At 62.7% G+C, this 24,812-nt stretch carries 24 protein-coding genes and 1 pseudogene; 12 read left to right on the top strand and 13 right to left on the bottom strand.

Translation table 11 applies throughout. The annotated features are described in order from the left end of the window. Positions 1-442: 442 nt before the first annotated feature. Genes J0663_RS25050 through J0663_RS25040 form a run of 3 tightly spaced genes read right to left on the bottom strand, consistent with a single transcriptional unit; the run spans position 443 to position 3,566 of the window. Positions 443-1,645 (bottom strand): thiolase family protein, encoded by a 1,203-nt coding sequence (locus J0663_RS25050; protein ID WP_207244707.1) that lies wholly within the window; start codon positions 1,643-1,645, stop codon positions 443-445. Beyond that, a complete protein-coding gene (locus tag J0663_RS25045; protein WP_207244706.1) occupies positions 1,623-3,146 on the bottom strand; it encodes a class I adenylate-forming enzyme family protein in 1,524 nt (507 codons plus the stop codon). Before J0663_RS25045 ends, J0663_RS25050 begins: the two co-directional genes overlap by 23 nt. A gap of 3 nt (positions 3,147-3,149) precedes the next feature. Further along, positions 3,150-3,566 carry an acyl-CoA thioesterase gene (locus tag J0663_RS25040; protein ID WP_207244705.1) on the bottom strand — a complete coding sequence of 139 codons (417 nt, stop codon included), beginning with the start codon at positions 3,564-3,566 and terminating at the stop codon, positions 3,150-3,152. A gap of 53 nt (positions 3,567-3,619) precedes the next feature. Here J0663_RS25040 and J0663_RS25035 point away from each other — a divergent pair, with 53 nt between their 5' ends. Beyond that, on the top strand, positions 3,620-4,588 hold the full coding sequence (locus J0663_RS25035; protein ID WP_207244704.1) for a zinc-dependent alcohol dehydrogenase family protein: 969 nt from the start codon (positions 3,620-3,622) through the stop codon (positions 4,586-4,588). 338 nt (positions 4,589-4,926) lie between these two features. Here the strand turns inward: J0663_RS25035 and J0663_RS25030 are convergent, their stop codons facing one another. Further along, on the bottom strand, positions 4,927-5,298 hold the full coding sequence (locus tag J0663_RS25030; protein WP_207244703.1) for a winged helix-turn-helix transcriptional regulator: 372 nt from the start codon (positions 5,296-5,298) through the stop codon (positions 4,927-4,929). Positions 5,299-5,432: 134 nt separating this feature from the next. On the opposite strand from J0663_RS25030, the gene J0663_RS25025 reads away from it, so the two are divergent. Further along, on the top strand, positions 5,433-5,900 hold the full coding sequence (locus J0663_RS25025; RefSeq protein ID WP_207244702.1) for a nuclear transport factor 2 family protein: 468 nt from the start codon (positions 5,433-5,435) through the stop codon (positions 5,898-5,900). 35 nt (positions 5,901-5,935) lie between these two features. Here the strand turns inward: J0663_RS25025 and J0663_RS25020 are convergent, their stop codons facing one another. Continuing rightward, entirely contained in the window at positions 5,936-6,574 is a 639-nt protein-coding gene (locus J0663_RS25020; protein ID WP_207244701.1) for a TetR/AcrR family transcriptional regulator, read from the bottom strand. Positions 6,575-6,717: 143 nt separating this feature from the next. Here J0663_RS25020 and J0663_RS25015 point away from each other — a divergent pair, with 143 nt between their 5' ends. Together J0663_RS25015 and J0663_RS25010 are read left to right on the top strand one after the other, a co-directional pair. Next, entirely contained in the window at positions 6,718-7,557 is an 840-nt protein-coding gene (locus J0663_RS25015; RefSeq protein WP_207244700.1) for an oxidoreductase, read from the top strand. Between the two features lie 108 nt (positions 7,558-7,665). Next, complete coding sequence (locus J0663_RS25010; RefSeq protein WP_207244699.1) at positions 7,666-8,025, top strand: hypothetical protein; 360 nt, start codon at positions 7,666-7,668, stop codon at positions 8,023-8,025. 87 nt (positions 8,026-8,112) lie between these two features. Here the strand turns inward: J0663_RS25010 and J0663_RS25005 are convergent. Beyond that, positions 8,113-9,002, bottom strand: a pseudogene (locus J0663_RS25005) (LysR substrate-binding domain-containing protein). A 105-nt stretch (positions 9,003-9,107) separates the two neighbouring features. On the opposite strand from J0663_RS25005, the gene J0663_RS25000 reads away from it, so the two are divergent. The 6 genes from J0663_RS25000 (at position 9,108) to J0663_RS24975 (ending at position 13,962) form a co-directional block, all read left to right on the top strand. Continuing rightward, the gene (locus tag J0663_RS25000; RefSeq protein WP_207244698.1) at positions 9,108-9,812 is read left to right on the top strand and encodes an SDR family oxidoreductase; all 705 of its coding nucleotides are present in this window, start codon (positions 9,108-9,110) and stop codon (positions 9,810-9,812) included. Positions 9,813-9,826: 14 nt separating this feature from the next. Then, positions 9,827-10,402, top strand: a complete 576-nt coding sequence (locus J0663_RS24995; RefSeq protein WP_207244697.1) for a pyridoxamine 5'-phosphate oxidase family protein — start codon at positions 9,827-9,829, stop codon at positions 10,400-10,402. A 61-nt stretch (positions 10,403-10,463) separates the two neighbouring features. Next, positions 10,464-10,868, top strand: coding sequence for an ROK family protein (locus J0663_RS24990; protein WP_207244696.1), 405 nt, complete (start codon positions 10,464-10,466; stop codon positions 10,866-10,868). 338 nt (positions 10,869-11,206) lie between these two features. Then, the gene (locus tag J0663_RS24985) at positions 11,207-11,764 is read left to right on the top strand and encodes a DUF3299 domain-containing protein (RefSeq protein WP_207244695.1); all 558 of its coding nucleotides are present in this window, start codon (positions 11,207-11,209) and stop codon (positions 11,762-11,764) included. A gap of 822 nt (positions 11,765-12,586) precedes the next feature. Continuing rightward, positions 12,587-13,021, top strand: coding sequence for a CopM family metallochaperone (gene copM, locus J0663_RS24980; protein ID WP_207244694.1), 435 nt, complete (start codon positions 12,587-12,589; stop codon positions 13,019-13,021). 281 nt (positions 13,022-13,302) lie between these two features. Then, a complete protein-coding gene (locus J0663_RS24975; RefSeq protein ID WP_207244693.1) occupies positions 13,303-13,962 on the top strand; it encodes an adenylate/guanylate cyclase domain-containing protein in 660 nt (219 codons plus the stop codon). A 110-nt stretch (positions 13,963-14,072) separates the two neighbouring features. On the opposite strand, the gene J0663_RS24970 is transcribed toward J0663_RS24975, so the two are convergent. Together J0663_RS24970 and katG are read right to left on the bottom strand one after the other, a co-directional pair. Then, positions 14,073-14,711: a hypothetical protein gene (locus tag J0663_RS24970; protein WP_207244692.1), complete on the bottom strand. Its 639-nt coding sequence runs from the start codon at positions 14,709-14,711 to the stop codon at positions 14,073-14,075. Positions 14,712-14,902: 191 nt separating this feature from the next. Beyond that, complete coding sequence (katG, locus tag J0663_RS24965) at positions 14,903-17,089, bottom strand: catalase/peroxidase HPI (RefSeq protein WP_207244691.1); 2,187 nt, start codon at positions 17,087-17,089, stop codon at positions 14,903-14,905. A 143-nt stretch (positions 17,090-17,232) separates the two neighbouring features. On the opposite strand from katG, the gene J0663_RS24960 reads away from it, so the two are divergent. Continuing rightward, a complete protein-coding gene (locus J0663_RS24960) occupies positions 17,233-18,147 on the top strand; it encodes a hydrogen peroxide-inducible genes activator (RefSeq protein ID WP_207244690.1) in 915 nt (304 codons plus the stop codon). Between the two features lie 72 nt (positions 18,148-18,219). On the opposite strand, the gene panB is transcribed toward J0663_RS24960, so the two are convergent. Next, the gene (gene panB, locus J0663_RS24955; RefSeq protein ID WP_207244689.1) at positions 18,220-19,041 is read right to left on the bottom strand and encodes a 3-methyl-2-oxobutanoate hydroxymethyltransferase; all 822 of its coding nucleotides are present in this window, start codon (positions 19,039-19,041) and stop codon (positions 18,220-18,222) included. Then, positions 19,038-19,931 (bottom strand): pantoate--beta-alanine ligase, encoded by an 894-nt coding sequence (panC, locus tag J0663_RS24950; protein WP_207244688.1) that lies wholly within the window; start codon positions 19,929-19,931, stop codon positions 19,038-19,040. Before panC ends, panB begins: the two co-directional genes overlap by 4 nt. Positions 19,932-20,177: 246 nt before the next feature. Here panC and J0663_RS24945 point away from each other — a divergent pair, with 246 nt between their 5' ends. Beyond that, a complete protein-coding gene (locus J0663_RS24945) occupies positions 20,178-20,657 on the top strand; it encodes a ProQ/FINO family protein (protein ID WP_207244687.1) in 480 nt (159 codons plus the stop codon). Positions 20,658-20,809: 152 nt separating this feature from the next. Here J0663_RS24945 and repC read toward each other — a convergent pair whose 3' ends face one another. The 3 genes from repC to repA all read right to left on the bottom strand — a co-directional run bounded on the left by repC (position 20,810) and on the right by repA (position 24,577). Next, positions 20,810-22,114, bottom strand: coding sequence for a plasmid replication protein RepC (repC, locus tag J0663_RS24940; RefSeq protein ID WP_207244686.1), 1,305 nt, complete (start codon positions 22,112-22,114; stop codon positions 20,810-20,812). 210 nt (positions 22,115-22,324) lie between these two features. Continuing rightward, a complete protein-coding gene (gene repB, locus J0663_RS24935; RefSeq protein WP_207244685.1) occupies positions 22,325-23,299 on the bottom strand; it encodes a plasmid partitioning protein RepB in 975 nt (324 codons plus the stop codon). A gap of 69 nt (positions 23,300-23,368) precedes the next feature. Further along, the gene (gene repA, locus J0663_RS24930) at positions 23,369-24,577 is read right to left on the bottom strand and encodes a plasmid partitioning protein RepA (RefSeq protein WP_207244684.1); all 1,209 of its coding nucleotides are present in this window, start codon (positions 24,575-24,577) and stop codon (positions 23,369-23,371) included. Positions 24,578-24,812 lie beyond the last annotated feature (235 nt).

Genomic DNA, 24,812 nt, shown 5'->3' with positions numbered 1-24,812 from the left:
TTGTCCGTTACGAGGATGTCCTCTGTTGACGTGCCTTTGCTGAATGAAGGCGAGCAGGAACTGCTCGACGTGCCGAAACCGCGTACCTGGCGAGGCCAAGCGGCTTCATCGGCCGGAACCGATCGCCAGGAGAATGCGCCCGATCGCGGCGACGGACCATTCTCCCTCAGTCGCTGTCGCCCTATGCCAAGGTGTAGGGGAGCTGGCCCTGCGAGAGAGCCATTTTGTGGAAATGGAGAATTCGCGTTGGCGTCGCCCCTCATCCGGCTGCCGCCACTTCTCCCCGCTCGCGGGGCGAAGGGACATGCCTCGCCGTCTCAGTTCCTCTCGCGCATGGCACGTCCTCTCTCCCCGCGAGCGGGGAGAGGGTTAGGGTCAGGCTTAGGGTGAGGGGCGGGCGCTGGTACAAACCGGACGGCTTGCCTAGGCAGAGATCTGCTTCCTATTGAGAAAGCCTGACTGCCTCGAACAGCGCCGTCAGCCCGATGCCGCCGCCGATGCCGATCAGCGCGAGGCCGGTTGCGGCGGGCGACCAGCGATCGCCGCGCACCAGCTGACTATATAGTCGGCTAACGAGAATCGCGCCGGAAGCACCGAAGGGATGGCCGAGCGCGATGGCGCCGCCTTCCTTGTTGACCGCGTCGGCTGATATACCGAGCTGATCGAGCGACGCCAGAACCTGGGACGCGAAAGCTTCGTTGAATTCGATGGCGTCGGCCTCGGAAAGCGATAGTTCGGGCTGGCGCTTCAGGAGCTTTCCAGTCGAAGCGACCGGGCCGATGCCGAGCAGCTTGGGGTCGACGCCGGCGGCGGCGCTGTCGATGAAGGCGAGGCCTTTTTCAATGCCGAGGCGTCTGGCCATGCCGCGGCTCATGACCAGCACCAGGCAGGCGCCGTCATTCACAGGGCAGGCATTGCCTGCCGTCACGGAACCATCGGCCTGGAAGACGGGCTTCAGGTTTGCCAGCGCTTCCATCGAGGTCGTCGGGCGCGGGCATTCGTCCCGCTCCACCAGCCCGTGACCGGTGGCGATCTCGACGATCTCCGGCCGGAACAGGCCGGCTTCCGCCGCTGCTACCGCGAGCCGGTGGCTGCGCAGGGCGAATTCATCCTGCCGTTGGCGCGATATGCCGAAGGCGCGCGCAACATTTTCGGCGGCAACACCCATCTCGGGATCGCCGACTGCCTCAGGCGAAAACCGCGCGCGCCCGTAAAAACGCGGCAGCGCACCGCTGGCTTTCGGCCTTTCGACGCGCCATGGCGCGGTGCTGACGCTCTCGACGCCGCCGGCGAGAAAACAGGCTCCCGCCTTCGCCTGGATCAGCCGGGCGGCCAGGATGATTGCTTCCAGCCCCGAACCGCACTGCCGGTCGATGGCAACGCCGGGAACGGCCATGGGCAAGCCTGCATTGAGCGCCGCCAGCCGGCCGATATTGCCGCCGCCGCCGGCGGCATTGCCGACCAGCACATCTTCGATGTTTTCTGGGGCAACGCCCGTTTCCGCAAGGACCCGGCGGATGATCGGGGCAAGCAGATCTTCGGCCGCGACCGTCGCCAGCGAGCCGAAGGCACGGCCGATCGGCGTGCGGTAGGCGGCGACCACGACCGGCTGCCAATCCTCGTCAGGCTGATAGGCGTAGGACAAGACCGCCTCCCGCAATCACCGATGCTTCCACCTGCCCGCGCGCGATCTTGCCGCTGCTCGTCATCGGCCAGGAGCCGATGCGGTGGAACTCCCTGGGGATCTTGAACCTTGCAAGCTTGGCTGCGCAATGGTCTGCGAGAATTTTCGCGTCCGTCGCCTCGCCCGCGACGACGGCGACGATCCTTTGGCCGTAATAGGCATCCGGCAGCCCGAAGACGACGGCATCCTCGACGCCGGGGCAGGTTTTGAGCGCGCTCTCGACTTCGGCGGGGTAGACATTGTTGCCGCCCGATATCATCATGCCGCCGGCCCGGCCGATCACCCGCAGCATGCCGTTTTGATCGATCTCGCCGAGATCGCCGACCGTGGCACCCGCCTTGGTGACCCGGAACGCCTGACCGTCGTCGCCCCAGAGATAGCCGTCGGCGATCAGGTCGCTGTTGACGAAGATGGTGCCCGGCACATCGGCGCCGACATCGTTTTCATCAGGATCGCGGATGGAGATTTCGACGCCGGGATAGGCGCGCCCCACCCGGTCGATCGGATAATCGGTCTTGCCGCCGACAAGCGTCGAGACTGTCATGAAGCCGATCTCGGAGGCGCCGTAATATTCGCGGATGCGCGCCTGCGGGAAGAGCCGGCGGATGGATTCGACCTCGCTTAGGTTCAATTTCGCGCCTGCCGTCAGCACGTCGCGGAGCGCGGTCAGCGCGGGTTCACCCGCCCACGCTCTCGCGATACCGGCGATATGGGTGGGCACGGCGACCAGCCGTTCTATGCCAGCCGAGCAGAGAATACGCGCGACCGCGCCGGCATCCCATTTCCCCACGGAATGGAAAGTCGCCCCGGCGTCGAGCGCCTCGACCAGTGCGTAAAGTGCCAGCCCATGCGCGAGCGCTCCCGGGCAAACGGTCGAGGGCGCGTCCTGGAGTTCGAAAACGAGACGTCCGCGGTCGAGGCTCCGGCGCCACTGCTCGCGCGAGCGATAATAGGCCTTCGGCTCGGCCGTTGTGCCTGAGGTGAAGCCGATCAGGAAGATACCCTCGACATCGACGGGCAGGCCGTCTCCCGTTGCTGCAAGGTCGAAGGGCTCCGCTCCGGCGACGATGACAGGAATGCCGAGCCTGCGACCGATTTCGGCGCTCGGGCTGGCACCGTCGTCGACCACAAGCACGTCGGGCGCCAGGCGCTCGACGATGCGCTCGATCCTTTCGGCCGGCATCATCGGATCGATGACCGCCGCGGCATGCGGCGAGGCGGTGGCGGCGGCGAAATATTCGGCAAAGCCGATGTGATTACCGAGGCTCAAACCCACGAGCTTCTCCACGCCGGGCAGATCGAGTGAGCGGCGGCTCGAGCGCGGAAGCGCTTGGAGAAGGCGACAGATCGCGCTCGCGCGGGTATGGAGTTCGCCATAGCTCAGGGAGCGGCCGTCGATTGCGACCGCTGGCTTCTCCGGTCTCTCGGTGGCGTGTCGAAGAAGCTCTTTGTGGATCGGCATGGCTCAGCCCTGCGACAAGGCGGCTCTGGTCGCCTCGGGGATCGGCGTCGGGCGGCTGTCGGAGATGCCGACGCAGACCCAGACTAGTCCGCTCGATGCGCAGTGAGCGCCGTCGCGCTGGCGATAGAGCTCGATCGTAAAGGAGAGGCTCGAACGCCCGATCTTCTCGATATTGACCTTCGCCTCGACGACATCGTCGACATCGATCGGGCTGTGAAAGGTGATCTCCGCTTTCTTGACGTGATAGGCAACGCCCGAGGTGGTGTGGCGGAAGTGGCTGAGAATGTCGCGGTCGCGCAAAAATTCGACGACCGCATCCTCGCAGTAATCGAGATAAACCGAATTGTGGACATGACCATAGATGTCGATGTCTCGCATCGAGACCCGGAACGATGCTAAAGGCCTGTCGTCAACGCTCATTCGATCACCGAAATTTCGAAGGCGTGTTCTAACCGACTGTGTGGGGGATGCAAATGCAATATCAGGCGGTCGTGCGAAAATTCGGGCCGGCCGAGGAGGTCGTCGGGATCGAATGTGCCGAACTGCCGCCGCTCGCGCGCGACAAGGTGCGGGTGCGCCTGCTGGCCCGCTCGATCAATCCCTCCGATATCATCACCATTTCGGGCGCCTATGCCGGACGCACGACCCTGCCCTTCATTCCGGGCTTCGAAGCCTTCGGCGTCGTCGAAGAGTGCGGCGAGGAGGTTTGCGGCCTTTGCCCGGGCGCGCGCGTGCTGCCGGTGCGCAGCGCCGGCGGATGGCAGGAGTTCAAGGACACCGATCCGGGCTGGTGCCTTCGTGTGCCCGACGCGCTTTCCGATTTCGAAGCGGCGACGAGCTACGTCAACCCGATGACCGCCTGGCTGATGCTGCACCAGAAGATCGGGCTGAAGTCAGGCATGCGCATCGCCATCAATGCCGCCGCCTCGTCGATCGGGTCGATCCTGATCGGCATGGCGAATGCCGTCGGCGTTGAACCGATTGCAATCGTCCGCAGCGAGGCCTCGCTGGCGCGCCTCCGCGGCCGGCTCGAAGCTGTTATCATCGACAAGGCGGAGAATGATCTCGCCGCCGGCCTCGCCGGCCGGCACGGGCTCGACGCGGTGCTCGACTGCGTCGGTGGCCCGCGCGCCTCGGTGCTCGCCGATGCGCTCAAACCCGGCGGACATTTCCTGCATTACGGCCTCTTGTCAGGCCAAAGCATCCCGCCCGCCTTCTGGGCCTCCCATCCCGATATCGCCTTTTCCTATTGCCACCTGCGGGAATGGGTGCATTCCGAAGCGATCGATGACGTCCAGCGCGCCTATTCCGAGATCGCCGCTGAGATCGTGGCCAAGGTTATCGCCACCGAGGTGCGGGAGGTGTTTCCGCTGGAAAAGGTGGGCGAAGCGTTGCGCTCTGCCTTGCCCTTCCGGACAGGGGGGAAAGTGTTGCTGGCGTGATGGGGCGCCATAGGATGAGGTTTCTACCTTAATTATTGCCCTTCGCTTGCGCTCCGTGCATTCGCTCCTATCGTCGCTCACCCCCTGATCTGCCTGCCGGCATCTTCTCCCCGCGCGGGAGAAGGGGAATCGCGGCGGCGTCTCGCTCGGCTTGAAACCTTTGCTGCAGGAACGGCTACCGTGCTGCTCATTCCCCCTTCGCCCCAGCGGGGAGAAGATGCCCGTCAGGGCAGATGAGGGGGGTGAGGAGCGAAAGCGACGAACGCCTTGAGCGCAAGCGAAAGGCAAATAACGGGACGGGTGACAAACATTGAGGCATTGTCGCAGTGAGTTAAACCCTAACCCGTTTCATGCCGCCGCCGCGACCTGATAATTTCCGGGTGGTTCCGTTCAGCCCAGCCGATCAAGCCTTTCATCGGAAACAGGAAGGATCGCCCCATCTCCGTCAGCTCATATTCCACGCGCGGCGGAACCTCGGGATAGAGGGTGCGGCTGATGAAGCCGTCCTGTTCCAGATGCCGCAGCGTCTTGGACAGCATCTGTTTCGAGACGTCGCCGATGTCGCGCAGCAGCTCGTTGAAGCGCTTCTTTCCGTCTTCCAGCGCCTCCAGCGTGAGCAGGCTCCATTGATCGCCGATGCGATCGAGGACGCCTCTGACCGGGCACCCTGCCCCGGGCCGCTGTTTTGGTTCGTCCATTTTCCCGGGCATGTCCTCTCCTTGGTCAGCGCAGGCTTACCTTGCCACTAAAATCTGCCTTCTTGCCCACTGTGCCCGGCTTCCATAGACCAGATCTCCATAGTCTGCTTTCTAGACTAGATCCCAGATCGATAGGAGTTTGACTCATGACTTTCGGGAAATCGCTTTTCGCACTCGCCATCCTGGCAGGCATTGCCGCGCCTTCAGGCGCTTTCGCCGAGTCGGCCGCGCGGGATTTGAAGGTCGAGGAATCCAATCGGAAGCTGGTGGTGGAGTTCTATGACCGGTTCTTCAACAAGCACGATATCGAGGCCGCCTCGGTCATCGCCGATGATTACCGACAGCACAATCCCCAGGTTCCCGATGGCAAGAAGCCGCTGATTTCCTTCTTCTCCGGCTTCTTCAAGGACAATGCCCAATCGAAGGCTGAGATTGTCCGCAGCGCCGCAGACGGCGATCTCGTCTGGCTGCATGTGCACGCGACGAACGGTGCGACTGACCGCGGCCAGGCGATCGTCGATGTCTTCCGCGTCAAGGACGGCAAGATCGTCGAGCACTGGGACGTCGTCCAGGCCGTTCCAAGCGAAGCGGCCAACAAGAACACCATGTTCTGAATCTAATGGGGCCGGCTTCCGACCGGCCCCATGACTTACGCCCACTGCGCTTTCAATATTTCGGGCAGGAGCCTTTTGCGGAAGTCCTCATCGTAGTTGCCCTGGAGCGCGAAGTGCATCTTGTCTTCCAGTGCGAGATAGGCGATGCCGTGGGCGGTGGACCAGGCGGCAAAGATCGGAGCTAGGTTGCGCGCTTCCAGCATGGCCTCCAAGGTCGTCCCGTTGACCCGCGCGATGGCTTCGGCGAAAGGCCAAAGAGCCCGTTTGCTCGTTTCCTCGTATACGGGGTTGGTGCGATTGACGAGATCCTTGCGGAACATCAGACGGAACCGACCGGGATGGTCGAGGGCGAAGGTGACATAGGCCGCCGCCAGGGCGCGCATCCTCCCGGCCGGCGTTCCGTCATCCACTGCTTCATCGAGATAGCGAGCCAGCTCCTCATAGCCGAGAATCGCCACTTCGGTCAGCAGCCCCGATGCGCTGCCGAAATGGTGCGCGGGTGCTCCCGGCGACACGCCGGCCCGTCTGGCGGCATCGCGCAATGAAAACCCCTCTATGCCGCTTTCTCTCAGGATGTCGTCGGTGGCGGTGATCAGCGCCTTCCTCAGCTCCCCGTGATGATACCCCCGCTTTTCAGCCACCCAAGCACACTCCATAATTTTTTCGAGCCGCATCTGTACAGCGTTCAAATCGACGTCTATATACGCATCTTAACACTGTTCAAAATAAGTTGCAAAGAACTGCAAACTGACCAACTGGCGAGGCCGTGAGTCCGACGGGGCCCGCCGACCCCATTTCACCAACGAAAGGTGCTATCATGGCTATCTCATCCAATACCGCCAAGAAGAAAACGGCTTTGATCACCGGTGCCTCGTCGGGCATCGGCAATGCCACGACCCGGAAACTGCTGCAGGAGGGCTACCGGGTCTACGTGGCCGCACGCCGCGTCGAGCAGATGCAGGATCTCGTGCAGCGTGGCGCCATCGCCGTGCCCCTGGATCTCACCAGGGACGAGGAGATCGTGGCGGCGGTCGAGCGGATCGTCGTGGAATGTGGCTCGATCGACATTCTCGTCAACAATGCCGGTTACGGCTCCTACGGGGCAATCGAAGATGTCCCGGTCGACGAAGGCCGCCGGCAGTTCGAGGTGAACCTCTTCGGGCTTGCCCGGCTGACGCAACTCGTCCTTCCGAAAATGCGCGAGAACAAGTTCGGAAAGATCGTCAACGTCACCTCGATCGGCGGCAAGATCTACACGCCGTTCGGCGGCTGGTATCATGCAACGAAGCATGCGCTCGAAGGCTGGTCGGATACGCTTCGCCTGGAGACCAAACCTTTCGGGATAGACGTCGTCATCGTCGAGCCGGGCGGCATCAAAACGGATTGGGGGCATATCGCCGCCGACAATCTGAAGAAGACGTCAGGGACCGGCGCCTATGCCAAGGCCGCCAATAAAGCCGCGGCCAGCATGCATGAAATCTATTCCGGCTCACGGCTGTCGGCCCCCGACGTCGTGGCGGCCACCATTCTGAAAGCCGTCACATCAGCCAGGCCGAAGACCCGGTATCACACTGGCTACATGGCAGGCCCGGTCTTGTGGCTGCGCCGCTGGCTCAGCGACCGGATGTTCGATCGGATCATTTCCTCGATGGTCTGAGTGGCAGATAAAGATCGTGAAGACGCAGAGAGGGGGCCTGGCCACACCGGCCCCTCGCGGAATGTTCGCGTGAGAGCCCCTTTCCCGGCTGCGCAGGAAGAACTGGCGATGGAAGGCGAACATGTCGGCGAAGCGGCAGAATTCCGGGGCGCCAAGCTCGAATTCATCAGACAGGCCGGAGAGGAGTTCGAAAAGCTGCGCCGCAAGAGCAGCCCGCTGCCTTTCATCGGGATAGCGGATCAGATAGGCGATGCTGAGGTGGAATACATAGTCCTCATGCCCGGGGTGGCGGAGCTGAAGCAGGTCCGACAGCCGGTCGCGCATCCCGACGGCCCGAGCAGCGTCAGGAATTCGCCCGAGGACGTCGAGCACCCTGTGACCGTTCGGGAAGATCTTGCTCACACCCTCGTGTGCATCAATATTAAGGTGCATGACGTGAATATGACGGAAGTCTTTCTTGAGATTTGAATGTCGGCGGCCTGAGGACAGGTCTGCGGCCCTGGCGCGACCGGTCAGCCGAGCATGCGTTTCAGATGGAGTGAAGAAGTTCTGCCGCTATGCCGCTTCGCTCAAAGGCAGCGACAGCCGCGCCGCGCACCACTCCCACACCGCGTCGACGGCCTTACGCGGCGATGATGAACGTTTGCGGACGAGGTAGTAGTCGGGTCCGATGGTCGCCGTCTCCTCGGTCACCCGCACTAGCCGGCCGGCTTCGAGATCGGCCATGACGAAAGCCCGGCAGGCGAGCACGACGCCCTGGCCGGCAAGCGCGGCGTCCAGGGCGAGGGTCGTGTGGTTGAAGGCCGCACCCGGCAGCTTCTCGCGGGACTGCAGAAGCACCCGCCAGTGATCGTGCGAGTCATGCAGAAGCGGCAGCTTGCGCAGCTCTTCGCCGGTTAAAGGGAGGGTGAGGCCCTTGACCAGGCGCGGGCTTGCGACCGCCACCAGATCCTGGCGAAACAGCAGCTGCGCCTCCAGGTTCGTCGGAAAGGGCGGGCGGGTGAGGCGCACTGCTATATCAACCTGGTCGCGATCGAAATCCGACAGCGCCTCGGTGGCCATTGTCCTCAGATCGATATTGGGAAGGGCGGCGTAGAGCTCGGCGAGCCGCGGGATCAGCACCTTGGTGGCGACCGTGGGGTGACGCTGATCGTCACGGTTTCCGGCCGGTCCAGAAGCCGCCCGGTCGCTTCTGCGAGCGTGTCGAAGGCGCGACTCACTTCCGCCAAATAGCCCGTGCCATAGGCCGTGAGCGCAAGGCCGCGGGAAAGGCGCAGGAACAGCCTGAGGCCGAGCTGGTCTTCCAGCGCGCGTACCTGCTGCGCGACTGCCCCTTGCGTGACGCCCAGTTCCTCGGCGGCGGCGCGGAAATTCAGCCTGCGGCCCGCGGCCTCGAAGGCGCGCAGGGCGTTCAGCGGCGGCAGCGTGCGGCGGGATTGGGTCATCGGTCTTCCAGTAGATTTTCTACAGTCTCGCAGCTTTCTTTCTCGCGCGAAAGTCCCGAAGGCATCTGGCATAATGCTTTGGGAGATCAGTTGTCGGAGGCCTCAATGTCTGAAGAAAAAGTCGCTCTCATTACCGCAGGTGGATCCGGAATGGGGGCGGCAGCCGCCCGCAAACTCGCCGCAGACGGCTATCGCGTCGCGGTTCTATCCTCCTCAGGCAAGGGAGAGGCGTTGGCAGAAGAACTCGGCGGCGTCGGCGTCACCGGCTCGAACCAGTCGAACGACGATGTGAAGCGGCTCGTCGATCTGGCAATGGAGCGATGGGGCCGGATCGATGCCTTGGTCAATTCCGCCGGCCACGGCCCGCGCGCCCCGATCCTCGACATCTCCGACGAGGACTGGCACAAGGGCATGGAGGTCTATTTCCTGAGCGCGGTGCGCCCGGTCCGGCTGGTGGTGCCGATCATGGAAGCGCAGGGCGGCGGCGCGATCGTCAACATCTCCACGGCTTGGGCCTTCGAACCCTCGCCGATGTTCCCGACCTCCGCGGTCGCCCGGGCGGGACTGGCGAGTTTCACCAAGATCTTCGCAGACACCTATGCGGCCAAGAACATCCGCATGAACAACGTCCTGCCCGGCTGGATCGACAGCCTGCCGGCCACCGACGAGCGGCGCGACAGCATTCCGATGCGCCGCTACGGCACCAGCGAGGAAATCGCCGCCACCATCGCCTTCCTCCTGTCGGAGGGTGCGGGCTATATCACCGGCCAGAACATCCGCGTCGACGGCGGCATCGCCCGTTCCGTCTGAGCGAGGACCTGGCGGTGAACCTAACTGACATAGATGCTTCGGCATGGGCGGAACTCGAAATGGCTGCGGGAAACCCGCTGTCCGGTTTCCGCTATGTGAACCTGTGCACCGTCGACGCCGAGGCGAGAGCGCAGGCCCGCATGGTGGTGCTACGCAGCGCCGACAGAACGACGCGGAGCCTTGAATTTCACACCGATACGCGGAGCCAGAAGTGGCTGGAGCTTTCGGCAAATCCTGAAGTCACGGTGCTGGGCTTCTGCCCGCAGGCCCGGCTGCAGTTGCGGCTTCAGGGAAGGGCCGAACGCCATGGCCCGGGAAGCGAACACGCCGACGCCGCGTGGCAGAACCTGCCCAGTCGGACGCGGATGACTTATGTGGGCGGTCCGCCGGGGGACGAGCGCGGCTTCGAAGCGATCGGCGAGTTGCCGGAACCTCTGGGCGAAGTGGGCGGAAAGCCGCGTTTCGGCGTCCTGAGCTTCCGGGCCCGGACGATGGACTGGTTCGAGCTGCGCCAGCAGGACAATCGAAGAGCATTGTTTGTCTACGACGAAACCGGCGCCCTCTCCTCCTGTCGATGGATCAATCCGTAACCGGAGATTACGGTGCGAATCAGCGTTAAGTGCATGACATGAACAGGCCGGCAGCCTATTCTTGGATTCGCTTGTCACTTTCGGAAAGTTGACCCGCGGCGGCGGTCTCGTCACCAAGGACGCCGTCTTTCGCGGCGCTTTCAATCAAGCCTCGAATATCGGCGCGCTCATTCCCGAAACCGGTCCCCGGCCGAACCTTTCCGATCTCGCCCGGCATCTCGGCTGCCGGCTGGATGAGCTCTCGGAGGATTTCCTCTCGGCCCTGTTCCAGGGGGGCGATGCCCGCCTCATCGACTGGATCGACGACCGCGGCGAGAGGCTGTCGAAGCCGCTCGCGACCGTCGTCCAGCTCTTCAATCCGGATGCGATCGTCGTCGGCGGCTTCTTTCCGCGCGCGATTTATCGGAGCGGCTTTGTGAGCGCATCGATCTCGGCGCTCTCAATGTGGCCGGCCGGCGGCCGCTGACCAGGCCGACGCTTACCGTGAGGCGCCTCTCGGGCCCCGCCGGGCTTGCCGAGGCCGCCGCTCTGCTGCCGATTGCCGCCGAGTTGCTGGGCCAGCATTCGCGAGAGCCAAGGTCCATCGTCTGAGATAGGGGGTAGGTCGATCAGTCGATACGGGACGCTCCTATTTCGGCGCCGCCAGCCCGTGTTTGGCGAGTTCCAGCGGGCGCGCGGATGTCGAGCAGAGGGATGATGAGGAGAAGAGTTAGCCCGCCCGAGCTTTGACGGCCGACCAAGATCGGGAGTAGCATCTGTCCGGCAGTTGCAAGGTCCTCGCCGGCCGGCGCCCAAGGAGACTTCATGATCAAACACAGACCTTTCCTCCTGACATTTGCGGCGCTGGCATTTGGTTCCGCATGGCCGATTTCCGGCGCCTCTGCCGCAGCTCAGCCTATTTTCTGGAGCGCATTGCGGCCAGCCGATCAGGCGAGGACGACAATGCCGCTGTCGGGCAAGGCGGTCAGTGGTCCGCAGGGCGACACGCTTGCCTGGCATGACGAGGGCCGTCCTGTCGAATTGACGGGCTTCGTTCTGCCGATCGACCAGGACGGCGATCTCGTCTACGAGTTCATGCTGGTGCCCTGGGCCGGAGCCTGCAGCCATATGCCTTCCCCGCCGCCGAACCAGTTGGTGCGTGTCGTTCCAAAGGAGCCTTTGCACCTCGCAAGAATCTACGAGATCGTCACTGTGACGGGGGCGCTGCGGCCGGGTCTGGACCAGGCGCAGTTCTTCATGATCGATGGCGTCCGCATCCTCGCCTACGGCTACAGCATGAGCCATGCCCAGGTGGCGAAAGCGACGGCGACTGTCGATCCGGATCTGCTGTCGCTCTCGCCATTCGGCGTTCTGCCTCGTTGATGCAAGGCCTCTTGCATGAATGCGAGAAGGCCTCAACGCGGAAAGTGATGGCGATGGAAACTGACCGTGCGGTCAAGGGTTCGACCTCTCGGAGGCAGACAAGTTTTTCCAAGAAACCGGGGTCGACGCGCTCCTGCCGACAATCGCTAATCGACGTCGCGTTCGAGGCTTCGGCGACTGAGGATACTATTGCGGAAGCAGTGAGCTGCCGGGGTTCTCCGAAGCGCTTGCAGCCGACGTTGCGTCGTGGAAAACAACGCGAACATCACTTTTAGGCGTCTACGGCTTCCGACGGTGGCAAGGTCAACAGGGATTGGACCTTTTCGCAATGACACTATCGATGCTTCCGCCTGACAGCGCAGGCTAGTCGGCGGTTAACGCTTGCTCATCGGCAGCAGGCGCGGATCGGAACATTTCTGGCGCCGTACGGTTGTAGGGCGGAAGGGAACCCGGCCGAATGAGACTTGGGAGCATTTTCCGCTACGTTCAGATTGTCGTGGTCGCTCTGCTGGTGACGGCCAATCCTTCCGGGATGGCCTCGGCGTCGACTGCCCTTCATCACAAGCACTGCGCTGTCGCCAGCCAGGATCATCATACGGCCGAACATGCTTGCGGGCAGCGAACGGCGTGCTGTTCGGCGGCTCACTGTTGTCCGCTCTTGCCGGAGCTTGCGGCGGACGCGGCTCCGCTCCCGCAACCGAAACGGCATGGGAGGACGGTGGCCGACGATCGGCAGCTGCTGCTGATCCGTGCGATCGATCCGCCGCCCCGATCTCTGGCAGGCTGACAAACCACCTCAACCCAGCTTTCGGAGATCGAAATATGAAGACGTTCACTAACCTGGCCCTCTCCGCGATGGCCGCCCTTGCCTCACTCGCAATCCTGCCCTCTGCCTCTTCTGCCCAGTCGACGATGGCATATCCGGAGAAATGCAAGTCCCAAGGCATGGACATGTCGAAGGCGGACATGTCGATGAACGGCATGCCGACCGGTGAGATGACCGACTACCAGAAGGCGTCGATGAACGGGATGAAGGACATGCACATGAACATGATGCAGGGAATGATGAAGAAGGATGCCGATGTCTCCTTCGTCTGCGGCATGATCGCCCACCATATGGGCGCGATCAGCATGTCCGAGGTCGAGCTCGAATATGGCGATAATGACGAGGCCAAACAGATGGCCAAGAAAGTCATCGAAGCCCAGAAGAAAGAGATCGAAGAGATGTCGAAGTGGGTGGATAAGGAAGCGAAATAGGAGCTGGCCCGATGCATCACATGTCAATTGGGAGGGCCTGCATCGACAACTGTCTGGCGCGATGAGGGGCGTCAGCCCACTTGCTGCCTTGATCAAACGGATATCCGCTAAAACGGCGGATATCCGCCGCAAAAGGCGAACCGTGTTGGTCGCCCGCATTCCCTGCGAGGGATGTGGCCGGTCGTCGGTGTCGACATGTGCAAAATGTGCTAGCCGTTACAGCCGAGCCCGATTGCTCAGAGTTAAGGTAAGCATCAGTGGGAGCCGCGATGCGGAGTGATATGAGGCAGCGACAGGATTCTGACACGTCCGCCACTGTTGCGTTCGTCGATATTGCGGGATTCAGCGCTATTGCCGATGTTTATGGAGACGGAGCCGCGCTTGACGTTCTTGAAGTGTTCGAGGGCATGGTGCGCGACGCACTCAGCGGCTACGAGCCTCCGATCAAATGGATCGGCGATGAGGCGATGCTTTCGTTTTCCGAGCCCGATACGGCGATCCAAGTGCTCGGAACGCTGTTACACGCATGCCGCAAAGAACCCCGGCTCCCGCTTACTCGGACGGGCCTGAACCATGGACCGGTGGTCCGCAGAGAAGGCGACCTGTTTGGGTCGACTGTCAACATTGCGGCTCGAATAGCGGCGCTCGCAATGCCAGGTCAACTGCTTGCCACTCGATCCATCGCCGAGGCGGCTATCGCCAGAGGCATCGTAGTGCGTAATCTCGGGATGGTCGCGCTAAGATCGGTTGCCGACGAGGTCCCTCTCTATGAGATCGAGCTTGCTCCATCGGCTGACCCGGCCTGGATCGATCCGGTTTGCAAGATGCATGCACCCTATTCGGCCTACAGGCGGGCCGCCCCGCAAGGGCCGTGGTTTTGCTCTCCCCAGTGTGAAGAAGCCTATCGACGGTCACCGCAGACCTATCAACTGACACGCTGAGGGAAACGGACGCGAATTTTGTCCGTTCAAGATCATGGCGCGCTCGTGCTCAGGCCGCTGTGAAGCGCCGCTTGGGAGAGTGAGTTCAGATCAGGACGCGCTCTCGACTTTCAGCGAAGCAGGCCTTCGCTGCCGAATTCTTCCCAACCGCTCAACCCGGTTGCAGCATCGTCAGCGTTCGGATCAGCCGCTTTGACTTTCTCCTTTCCCTTCAGCGAACGTGTCAGTTTCGCCTGGTACGCGGCACGCCTCCGATTTTCTGCTCTCGCCGCCGCGTCTTCCTCGCGCCATTCCTCCACGACCCCGCGATCGAGCAGGTCTTCGACAACCCGCGGATCGAATATGTGGAAGGTGATCCGCCGCGCCCGGCCCTGAAGCCTGACCGTTCGAGTTCCAGCGCTTGGGAGACGTCCGTCCTCCAGCCACCGCTTTCTCTCAGAAGCCTTAATCCCGAGGATGTCCTCGACCTCACGTGGGATGACCGGTAGGTCTGAGATGTCCCGGAGCGCCTCGGACACAATCGACGCGGTCGCACGAAACACTGTCTTCGAAGTCTCTGGCATGACGAGGGTAAGCTCGCCCGACTGCATATCCAGCGACTTTTTGACGGCGGGAGGCAGGCGAGACCGGATTTCCTGCAGGATTCCCTTCACCCTCACAGCCGATCCGAGCGTCGCCTCCACGGGGAGTGACCACTCCCTGATCAGCTCGGGATCATCGCTGTTATTTTGCGTCTTCGTGTTCGGCATACTGGAGCAGATGGGATCGGAAGGGCGAGCGTCAACGGGCTGCCCGTGCGGCGCCGTGAGGGAGTAAGTCAGCAGATCCTCGCCGACCGGATCCTACGAGCGCAAGGGAGGAGAGGAGCGGCGTCGAAAAGAAAGAAAAAGCACGGGCGCAGCCGCAACTGCACCCGGGCGAAATGCGAAATGCTTACCGATCAGACGAGGTCGAAGCGGTCGGCGTTCATGACCTTGTTCCAGGCGGCCACGAAGTCCTTCACGAACTTCTCCTTGGCGTCGGCCTGGCCGTAGACTTCGGCAAAGGCACGCAGCTGCGAGTGCGAGCCGAAGATCAGGTCGACGCGGGTGCCGGTCCACTTCGGCGCACCCGTCTTGCGGTCGCGGCCTTCATAGACGCCGTCCTTGCCAGCGGCCGGAACCCATTGCGTCGCCATGTCGAGCAGGTTGACGAAGAAGTCGTTCGTCAGCGTTTCGGGGCGTGACGTGAAGACGCCGTGCTCGGGATTGCCGGCCTTCAGCACGCGCAGGCCGCCGACGAGGACGGTCATCTCGGGGCCGGTCAGGGTCAGGAGCTGGGCGCGGTCGACGAGCGCTTCTTCCGGCTTCATGAACTGAAGACGCTTGCCATTCACATAGTTGCGGAAGCCGTCGATGCGCGGCTCGAGTGCTGCGAAGGAATGCGCGTCCGTCTGGGCTTCGGAAGCGTCCATCCGGCCCGGCGTGAACGGCACGCTGACGGCGTTGCCGCCGGCTGCCGCCGCCTTCTCGACGCCCGCCGCACCGGCAAGCACGATCAGGTCAGCGAGCGAGATCTTCTTCGCCCCGGTCTGGGCGGCGTTAAAGTCCCTCTGGATGCCTTCGAGGACACCGAGCACCTTGGCGAGCTGCGCCGGCTGGTTGGCTTCCCAGTCCTTCTGCGGCGCGAGGCGGATGCGCGCGCCATTGGCGCCGCCCCGCTTGTCGGAGCCGCGGAAGGTCGAGGCCGAGGCCCAGGCGGTCGATACCAGTTCCTGAACGGTAAGGCCGGTTGCGAGAACCTTTGCCTTCAGTTCGGCAATGTCCTGGTCGTCGACGAGCGGATGGTCGACCGCCGGGATAACGTCCTGCCAGATCAGGTCTTCGGCCGGTACTTCAGGGCCGAGGTAACGCACCTTCGGTCCCATATCGCGGTGGGTCAGCTTGAACCAGGCGCGGGCGAAAGCGTCGGCGAACTGGTCGGGATTTTCCAGGAACCGGCGCGAGATCTTCTCGTAGATCGGATCGAAGCGCAGGGACAGATCGGTGGTCAGCATGGTCGGCACATGCTTCTTGCCAGCCTCATAGGCATCTGGGATGGAGGCTTCGGCGTTCTTGGCCCGCCACTGATGCGCGCCGGCCGGGCTCTTCGTCAGCTCCCACTCGTAAGCGAAAAGGTTTTCGAAGAAATAGTTGCTCCACCTGGTCGGCGTCTGCGACCAGGTAACCTCGAGGCCGGCGGTGATCGCGTCCTTGCCGACGCCGGTGCCGAACGTGCTCTTCCAACCGAGGCCCTGATCCTCGATCGCGCCGCCTTCAGGCTCGGCGCCGATGAAGGACGGGTCGCCCGCGCCATGGGTCTTGCCGAAGGTGTGGCCGCCGGCGATCAACGCCACGGTTTCCTCGTCGTTCATCGCCATGCGGGCGAAGGTTTCGCGGATGTCGCGCGCGGCGGCCACCGGGTCCGGATTGCCGCCCGGTCCTTCCGGGTTGACGTAGATGAGGCCCATCTGCACGGCGCCGAGCGGTTCCGCCAGCTGGCGTTCGCCGCTGTAGCGCTCGTCGCCGAGCCAGGTGCCCTCCGGACCCCAGTAGAGCTCTTCCGGCTCCCAGACGTCGGCGCGGCCGCCGGCGAAGCCGAAGGTCTTGAAGCCCATGGATTCGAGCGCGACGTTGCCGGTGAGGATCAGAAGGTCGGCCCAGGAGATGCGGTTGCCGTATTTCTGCTTGATCGGCCAGAGCAGGCGGCGAGCCTTGTCGAGGTTGGCATTGTCAGGCCAGCTGTTCAGCGGCGCAAACCGCTGCTGGCCCTGACCGGCGCCGCCGCGGCCGTCGGTGATGCGGTAGGTGCCGGCGCTGTGCCAGGCCATGCGGATGAAAAGGCCGCCGTAATGACCGAAGTCAGCCGGCCACCAGTCCTGCGAATCCGTCATGAGCGCGTGGAGGTCCTTCTTGAGCGCGTCGAGATCGAGCTTCTTGAACTCCTCGGCATAATCGAAGTCCGTGCCCATCGGGTCGGCACGGCCGGAATTGTGATGAAGAATCTGCACGTTCAGCTGGTTGGGCCACCAGTCGCGGTTCGATCGGCCGCGCGGCGTATTACCGTGGGCGACAGGACATTTGCCTGCGCTGTCAGTGGGGTTGTCCATGATCGTCTCCTTCATTGCTTGATCTGTCTGCCGTCGAAAAAGATGAACCGGGCCGGCGCCCCGCTCTCTCCCTGCAGTCTTCATATCGGAAGCGTTCAATAATTTTAAGTTGGATTTACTGATTGCTGCGATAAGTTGAACTTATGAAAAATCTTACCCTGAAACAGTTGCGTTATTTTGAAGCCCTCGCAAGGGATGGCCGTTTCCGGCGTGCTGCCGACGCCTGCGCCATCTCCCAGCCTGCGCTCTCCATGCAGATCAAAGAACTTGAGCAGGAATTGGGCAGCGAACTCTTCGAGCGCAGCGCGCGCGAGGTGAAGCTCACGCCGTTCGGGCAGACCTTCGCGCTGAGGGTCCGCGATATCCTGCGGGCCGTGGACGAACTGGGGGAGTTTGCCCGAGCCTCGCGCGATTCCTTCCTCACACGGCTGCGCATCGGCATCATCCCGACTATCGCGCCTTACTTGCTGCCGGCGATTATAAACGATCTGAACCAAACCTTCGCCGGAATTCATATCGAAGTGCGTGAGACGCAGACGGCAAGGCTGGTTCAGGAGCTGGCGCAAGGCCAGCTGGACACGGCGATCGTCGCGCTGCCCGTGTCCGAACCTTCGCTGACCGAGCTCGAGCTTTTCAAGGAGGAGTTCGTGCTGGTCAGGCGGCGGGAGGATGGAGACAAGCCAGTGCCCGAACGCGAGGCGCTGCGTGAGATGCGGCTGCTGCTGCTCGAAGAGGGCCACTGCTTCCGCGACCAGGCGCTGTCCTTCTGCAAGGTCGGGCCGGCTCGCCCGCGGGAGATCATGGAAGGCAGCTCGCTTTCCACCCTTGTCCAGATGGTCGGCGCCGGTATCGGCGTCACCCTCATTCCGGAGATGGCGGTTCAGGTCGAAACGCGCTCGGCGCAGGTGTCGATCTCCCGCTTCCCGTCGCCGCAGCCGTCGCGAATGATCGGTATGGTCTGGCGCAATTCGACGCCGATGGCCAAGCAGCTGCAAGAGGTCGCCGAGGCGGTGCGCCGCTCGGCGCAGGCGATGCGTGGGCAGCTTGACGGCGGGTGACGGACGATGGCTGTCCCGTTGAACCCAAAAACCCTTCCTTGTGGGAAAGAGTGAATGGCAGGCGCCATCGCCTTACGACCGCCGCTTGAAGGTATGTTCGGCTGCCGGAAACTTTCGCGAGCGCACCTCCTCGGCATAGGCGGCTGCGGCTGCCGCGACCCTCTTGCCGAGCTCATCGTAGCGCTTGACGAAACGCGGCGTGAAATCGTTGAAGAGCCCAAGAATATCATCGGAAACGAGGACCTGGCCGTCGCAGGCGGATGAGGCGCCGATCCCGATGGTCGGGATGTGCACGGCGGCCGTCACTTCGCGAGCGAGCGGTTCCACCGTGCCCTCGACGACGACAGCAAAGGCGCCCGAGCCGCCGATGGCATGCGCATCGCGCCGGATTTTCGAGGTCTCGTGTTCGGAATGCCCGACGGAGCGATAGCCGCCTGCGGTCTGAACCTGTTGCGGCATCAGCCCGATATGCCCCATGACCGGGATCCCTCGCTTCGTCAAAAAGGCGATGGTCTCGGCCATCTCCTCGCCGCCTTCCAGTTTGACGGCATCGCAACCGGTTTCCTGGAGAATGCGGACGGCGTTGCGGAAGGCGGTCTCTTTCGATTCCTGGTAACTGCCGAACGGCATGTCAACGACGACGCAGGCCGTGGAGACGCCGCGCATGACAGCCTTGCCATGGGCGATCATCATATCGATGGTGACACCGATCGTGGTCTCCATGCCATAGAGCACCATGCCGAGCGAATCTCCGACCAGCAGCAGGTCGCAATGCTCGTCGAGCAGCCGCGCCATCGGCGTCGTATAGGCGGTCAGGCAGACAATCGGTTTGCCGCCCTTCATGGTAGAGATGCGCGCTGGCGTAAGGCGCTTCTGAGATCCGACCGCGCTCATCTGCTCACTCCCTTTCCCGGCAAGCCTTGCTCGCCGCTCAGCTTGTTACCCCCGACGACCCTGTTGTCGAGAAGCCGTGTCGAGCCGACCCGCACGAAGAGCGCAACGACGACAGGCGCTGTGATCGTCGTGACCGGCTCAAGCGTCGCGGCATCCCTCACGGCGACGACCTCGGGCTTTACCAACGGCTCGCGGCCGAGAAAGGTCATGAGTTTTGTCTCCAGCTCCGCAGGATCCGCGAGGCCGCCGGTAACCAGACGCTCGGCTTCCTCAAGGGTCTGAGGAATGATCACCGCGGCGCGCCGTTCCGCCTTGCTGAGATAAACGTTGCGCGACGACAAAGCCAGGCCGTCGACGTCTCTGACAGTCGGCACTGCAATGACACGCACCGGCACGGCGAGATCCTCCACCATGCGCCTGATAATGACCACCTGCTGGTAGTCCTTCTCTCCGAAATAAGCGGTCTGCGGCTGCACGATGTTGAAAAGCTTGCAGACGACCGTCGCAACGCCGGCAAAATGCCCGGGCCGGACAGCCCCTTCCAGCTCACGACCAAGGTCGGGAAGATCGACCACGGTCTGCATCGGCCGCGGATACATGTCCTCGACGCCGGGCGAAAAAAGGAAATTGACCCCGGCCTGTTTCAGCATGGCCGCGTCGCGCTCCAGATCGCGCGGATATTTGCTGAGGTCTTCCGCCGGGCCGAACTGCAGCGGATTGACGAAGATCGAGACGACGACGATGTCGTTCTCGGCGCGGGCGCGTGCGACAAGCTGCATGTGACCGGCGTGGAGGTAACCCATCGTTGGCACGAGGCCGACGGTGCGCCCTTGCCGCTTCAGCGCATCGAGCGTGTGCCGCAGCTCTTCAATACTCGAAAAAACCCGCATGCATCCTCCCCGCGGCCGCTCACCAATCCTGGGCGCGGATAAGAAGTGTAATCGAAGCGGGAGGTCAATGCACATTCCGCGATAAAAACGATTATGTAGAATGGCCGGCCGATGAAGCCAGCCTATATCCGCCCGGAAAATGGCGTCTCGTGCCCCGGCTCGCAGCGGGACTAGCAATATGCGAGCCGGAGCGCTATTGGCCCAGTCCGTCAAGATACCATCACAGTCGGCCGCTATGGAGGATGCATGGACAAACCCTGGAAGATCAGCCGCGGCCCCATTGCGGCGACCGAGCTTGACGTTGAGAAGGCAAACGCGATCAACACGCTGTTGATCCGGCCGGTCGGCGTGCTTCCGGCCAAACCCGGTGATCCGATCCTCCCCTTCGCCGTCGGCCTGTTCAACGAGCTGCGCCCGCTCCTGAAGCCCGATGCCGGTGTGACGACTCTGAGGCGCGCGACCGCTGCCTACGTCCATTGCCGGCGCTACTATTTCGCCAGCGCCCAGCCCGATTCCATGCGCCACAACCTTGACGGAGAACCGGTCGAAGAACTGTCGCAGGAGGACCGGCTGGTCGCGCAGAAGCGCTTCCTGAGCCTCAAGCAGAGCGCCGCCAAGGCCGAGACGCCCGAGCCCGCCCCTGTTGCCCCTCCCCTTCTGAGCAAGAACGAACAAATTCGCGCAGCCCTCCTCAGCAAGAAGAACGCATCAGCCAGAGCGGGGTAATGCGGCTGGAGATGTGCATCCATAAGAGCCGATAGGGCGCGCAGGCTGACAATCGCGTCGGTCGGCAAACACCTCGGCCGCCTCATCGTCGATATCAACCGGTTCATGGAGGCGCTGGCGGGTGCGGCGCGCGAACAGGCGACCAACCGGGCTCACCCGTCGATTCTGCAGCGAAGCCGGCCGTTGACGCGCAGGAGCGCCTTCAACATCGGACCGAGCGCGAATCCGCCCCTTTGGGCCCGCCGCGTGAGATCCCTGAGGTAACCGCCCGGGGAGTTGATCTCCCGTGCCCTCTCCAGGATGCAGGCCATGACGATGGCGGCGGTTTCCGGTCCCATCACTGCCGCCGCTGCCTCATAAGCCGAAGGGCTGACGCCGAGCATCGTGCGCACGACAATGGCCGCCGCCATGAAATCCCGCCAACTGGCGATTCCTCCGCCTGGTCCATAGTCGACGATGTCGGGGCAGGCCTGCAGAACCGTGGCGAGCGGGAAGGAATCCAGTTCGCCTGCCCTCGACCGGACGGCGAAGCGCGATCCCTCCCTGCCATTTGTTTGCGCTTTCAGGCTGTCATCATGCGGCTTCGTTCCCGGTTGCTGATCCCGCTCAGTCTGTCCGGCCGCCGTCGTCCCCGGCCCTGTCCCCAAGCCCGGTTCAGATTCAGATATGGATTCGGTGTGAGAATTCTGTATGTGGCGCTCAATCTGGGATTCACTGGTGCTCGCTATCGGAATTTTCTCATGTAGTTCCAATAACTTGACTATTTCTTCACGAATCGTCTCCAGCTCTTCGAGGATCGGCGTGAGGTTTTCGATCGTTGCGGCGCGTGGAATGCGTTGCAGGATCGTCTGGAACATCGAAGACATACATTCCCAGTCGCCCGGAACCGCTTCCTCGACGGCGGCGGCAAGGAGCTTGGCGATGTCGCGCCGGCAGATCGTCAGCCACTCCTTCATTCCGCGCAGCATCTGGCGGTCGGCGGCGATCCGCGCCGCGATCGCTTCTATCTCGCCTGCGCGGGCCAACAGCGGGGTGAGGCTGAAGCCATAGGCCTCGTCGATGCCGCCGTCCCGGCCGCGGCGCATGTAACGCTTGCCGTTCGGGCTGTCCTTGCGGGAGATGAGGCCGGCCTCGACGAGCACGGCGAGGTGCCGGCGGAGCGTCGCGGGTGCCATGCCGCGGGCTCGAAGCGAAAGCTGCGCGTTCGAGGGAAAGACGACCAGCGGTTTTTCGCCGGAGAGTTCGTCCTCGGGATAAAAGGTCAGCAGCGCATCGAGCACGGTGAGCGCCCGGTCGGTCACGCCGAGCCCTGCCCTGGCCTCGCAGACCGATCGGAACAGTTTCCATTTGTTGCGCGTCGTCCCGGCCGCGATTGCTTCGCCGCGCCGCTGTTTCAACAGCAAGGCAAGCGTCATCGGTCGCCGCCCAAAGGGCGTCGTCACATATTCACTCTCCATTTCCTTCACCTTTAATCAGGCAAAAGAAATCCGCTCACCGAAACGATGCGAGGCTTGAGGGTGCTGCCGCGTCATTTCTGCGTCTGAAGAGACGCGAGGGCGCCGCAGGACTCTTGACTGGGATTCGTGAAAATGCGATTCTCTGTCTTGCTAAGGATGTGAGAAGGGCTTCCACGACTCGTTCGTTTGGGGGCCTTTTTCTTTTGCGGTTCAGTCTCCTTGTTTGCCCTCCTCGGCGAGGAATTGCTCATAGAGCGCATCCAGCCTGCTGGAGAGAAATTCTCCGAAGCGGCCGGCATTTTTCGCCTTCATCGAGAGCGAGAACGCCTTGCCGTCATTTTTCATTTCCGCCTGGACCGTCTTATCCCGCGGCTGCCATTTGACCTTCCTCGCGGCGACGGTTTTCTTCACTGGCCGCGCGCTTTTGTTCAGCGCCGTGTAGAGCGCTTCGAAACGTTTGTCGGAAGGTAGCTGATGAAAGTTGTCGTCCTGCAGGACCTTGGCGACGTTTGCCGCATTGGCCGATTTGCCGGCGAGCAGCGACAGCGCCACCCAGCGCTCGCGGCCGACACCGGGTGCCGCCCCGATCGCCTTGACGATCTCCGGCGCGATGCGATCCATGACCGACATCATCTTCGAGACCGAAGCCGCATTGGCGGCAAGTGCCGTCGAGACGACCTCCCTATCATAGCCGAGCTCTTCCAGCCGCCGGGCGAAGAGCGCCCGCTCGATGAAGGTCAGGTCGGCGCGCGCCGAATTCTCCTGCCCCTGGGCGATGACATGGGTGCGATCATCCATCGTCTTGACGACGGCCCGGACGTTGCGGCCAAGTTCGCGGGCCGCGCGCAGGCGCCGATGGCCGAAGACAACCTGATAGCGCCCGTCGATCCTGCCATGGGGACGCACCAGGATTGGCGTGTCCTGGCCGCGGGCGCGGATCGCTTCCACCAGTGCGCGGAAGTCATCGTCATCCTCTGACAGACGGTCCTTGACGAAGGAGGCTTCGACGAGATCGGGGTCGAGGTCGACGACCGCCTCGCCCTCCAGGAATTTCTCGGCCTGCTTGGCAAGCTCATCCAGCGAGCGGACGAGCGAGCGGCCTGCTCCGCGCATCGGATAGTTCGGCGCGCCCGCGTTTTCGTCGGGCATATCGGCCAGCCCTTCAAGGAGATTCTTTCGTGCCATCGCGTCCTCCGATTGCGGTCATTCCATTGATTCGGTTCAAGGAAACCGTGAATTTGTCAGCCGACAATTTCACCGCCCCCATGCCTGGTGAATAAGGCCGGCGATCTCCGCGTTGACGGCGTCCATCGCCTCCAGCGCGCGATCGTAGGTTCCCCGGTTCAGCGAGGCGCGTTCGACCTCGTAGAGCGTCTGCTTGGTGATCCCGGCATCCGAGATCGCTGTCGATTTCACCATCTGATGTTTCAGCATGAACTCGTGGAACATCGTCGACATGAAGCCGACCATCTGTGCCTGCGGCACGTCGGTCGGCTCGTATCGGGTGATGAGATAGCGGTACCAGGAAAGATTCACTTCGGCGCCGGCGGCGCGAATTGGCTTCAGGATGCCGCCGAGCATCAGCAGGAACTGGCCCATCGACATGACGTCGAGCATCTGCGGATGGATGGTGATCAAGACACTGGTCGCCGCCGTCAGCGCCGTCAGCGTGAGATAGCCGAGCTGCGGCGGGCAATCGATGACGACGACGTCGTAGCGGTCGTCGACCTCGGCGAGCGCGCGCGAGATGCGGGTGAAGAAGGTCTTGCCGTCATTGGTCGATTTGTCGGCCATGGCGAGCGGCGTGTCGTATTCATATTCCTGCAGGTCGAGATTGGCCGGCACGATATCGAGGCCGGGGAAATTCGTCTTGTGGATGATCTCAGAGAGCGGCTTCCTCTCGCCATCGTAGCGGATCGCCTCATAGAGCGACGAGGCCTGGTCGAACTCCGGCTGGAAGCCGTGCAGGGAAGAGAGTGAGGCCTGCGGATCGAGATCGACGGCCAGCACGCGGTGGCCGGTCAGCGCCAGATGCTGGGCCAGATGGGCTGCTGTCGTCGTCTTGCCCGAGCCGCCCTTGAAGTTGACGACGGCGATGACCTGCAGTTTCTCATGGCCGCGGCGATGGGGAACATACATGCGGCTCTCGGAGCGGCCATGCGCATCGAGATAGCGCCTCAGCTCCAGCATCTGCTCGGCGCTGTAGGAGCGTCGACCGGAGGGCGATGTCTGCGGGCAGGGGCCCTTGCCTTCGAGATGCAGTTTCTTCAGCGTGCTCTGCGAGGCCCCGACATAGTTGGCGACCTCGGCGAGGGAAAAGCTGCGCAATGTCTTCTTCGCGTTCGGCGGAAAGCGCTGCATGCTCAAGAGATGCAGCTTCTTCGAAATCACGTCGCCATGCTCGAGAATCTGATCCTCGAAATGCAATGGCGCGGCCATCATGGCGTTCAAATTAGCGTTCATCGGCAGCAATCTCTCGGATAACGGTTTTCGGGATCAAAAGCCCCTGTAACCGTTATTATCCGCGATTCTCCAATGTCGGCCAAGAATTTTAAGGTTAACGCATATTAACCTTTTCGGTGTTCGTTCAAACACTTGGCTGCTGCTGCATCATGTCCGGAAAGGACCGGAACCTTTGGGCCGGGGGCGCTGATAACGCGCCCCCGGCGTCGCCCGGCCGAAGGGGAGGGGGCATTCG

It is taken from the genome of Rhizobium lentis, assembly GCF_017352135.1.
Lineage (GTDB): Bacteria > Pseudomonadota > Alphaproteobacteria > Rhizobiales > Rhizobiaceae > Rhizobium > Rhizobium lentis.
The sequence above is the reverse complement of the archived record's forward strand: the minus strand, read 5'-3'. Positions and strand labels throughout refer to the sequence as shown.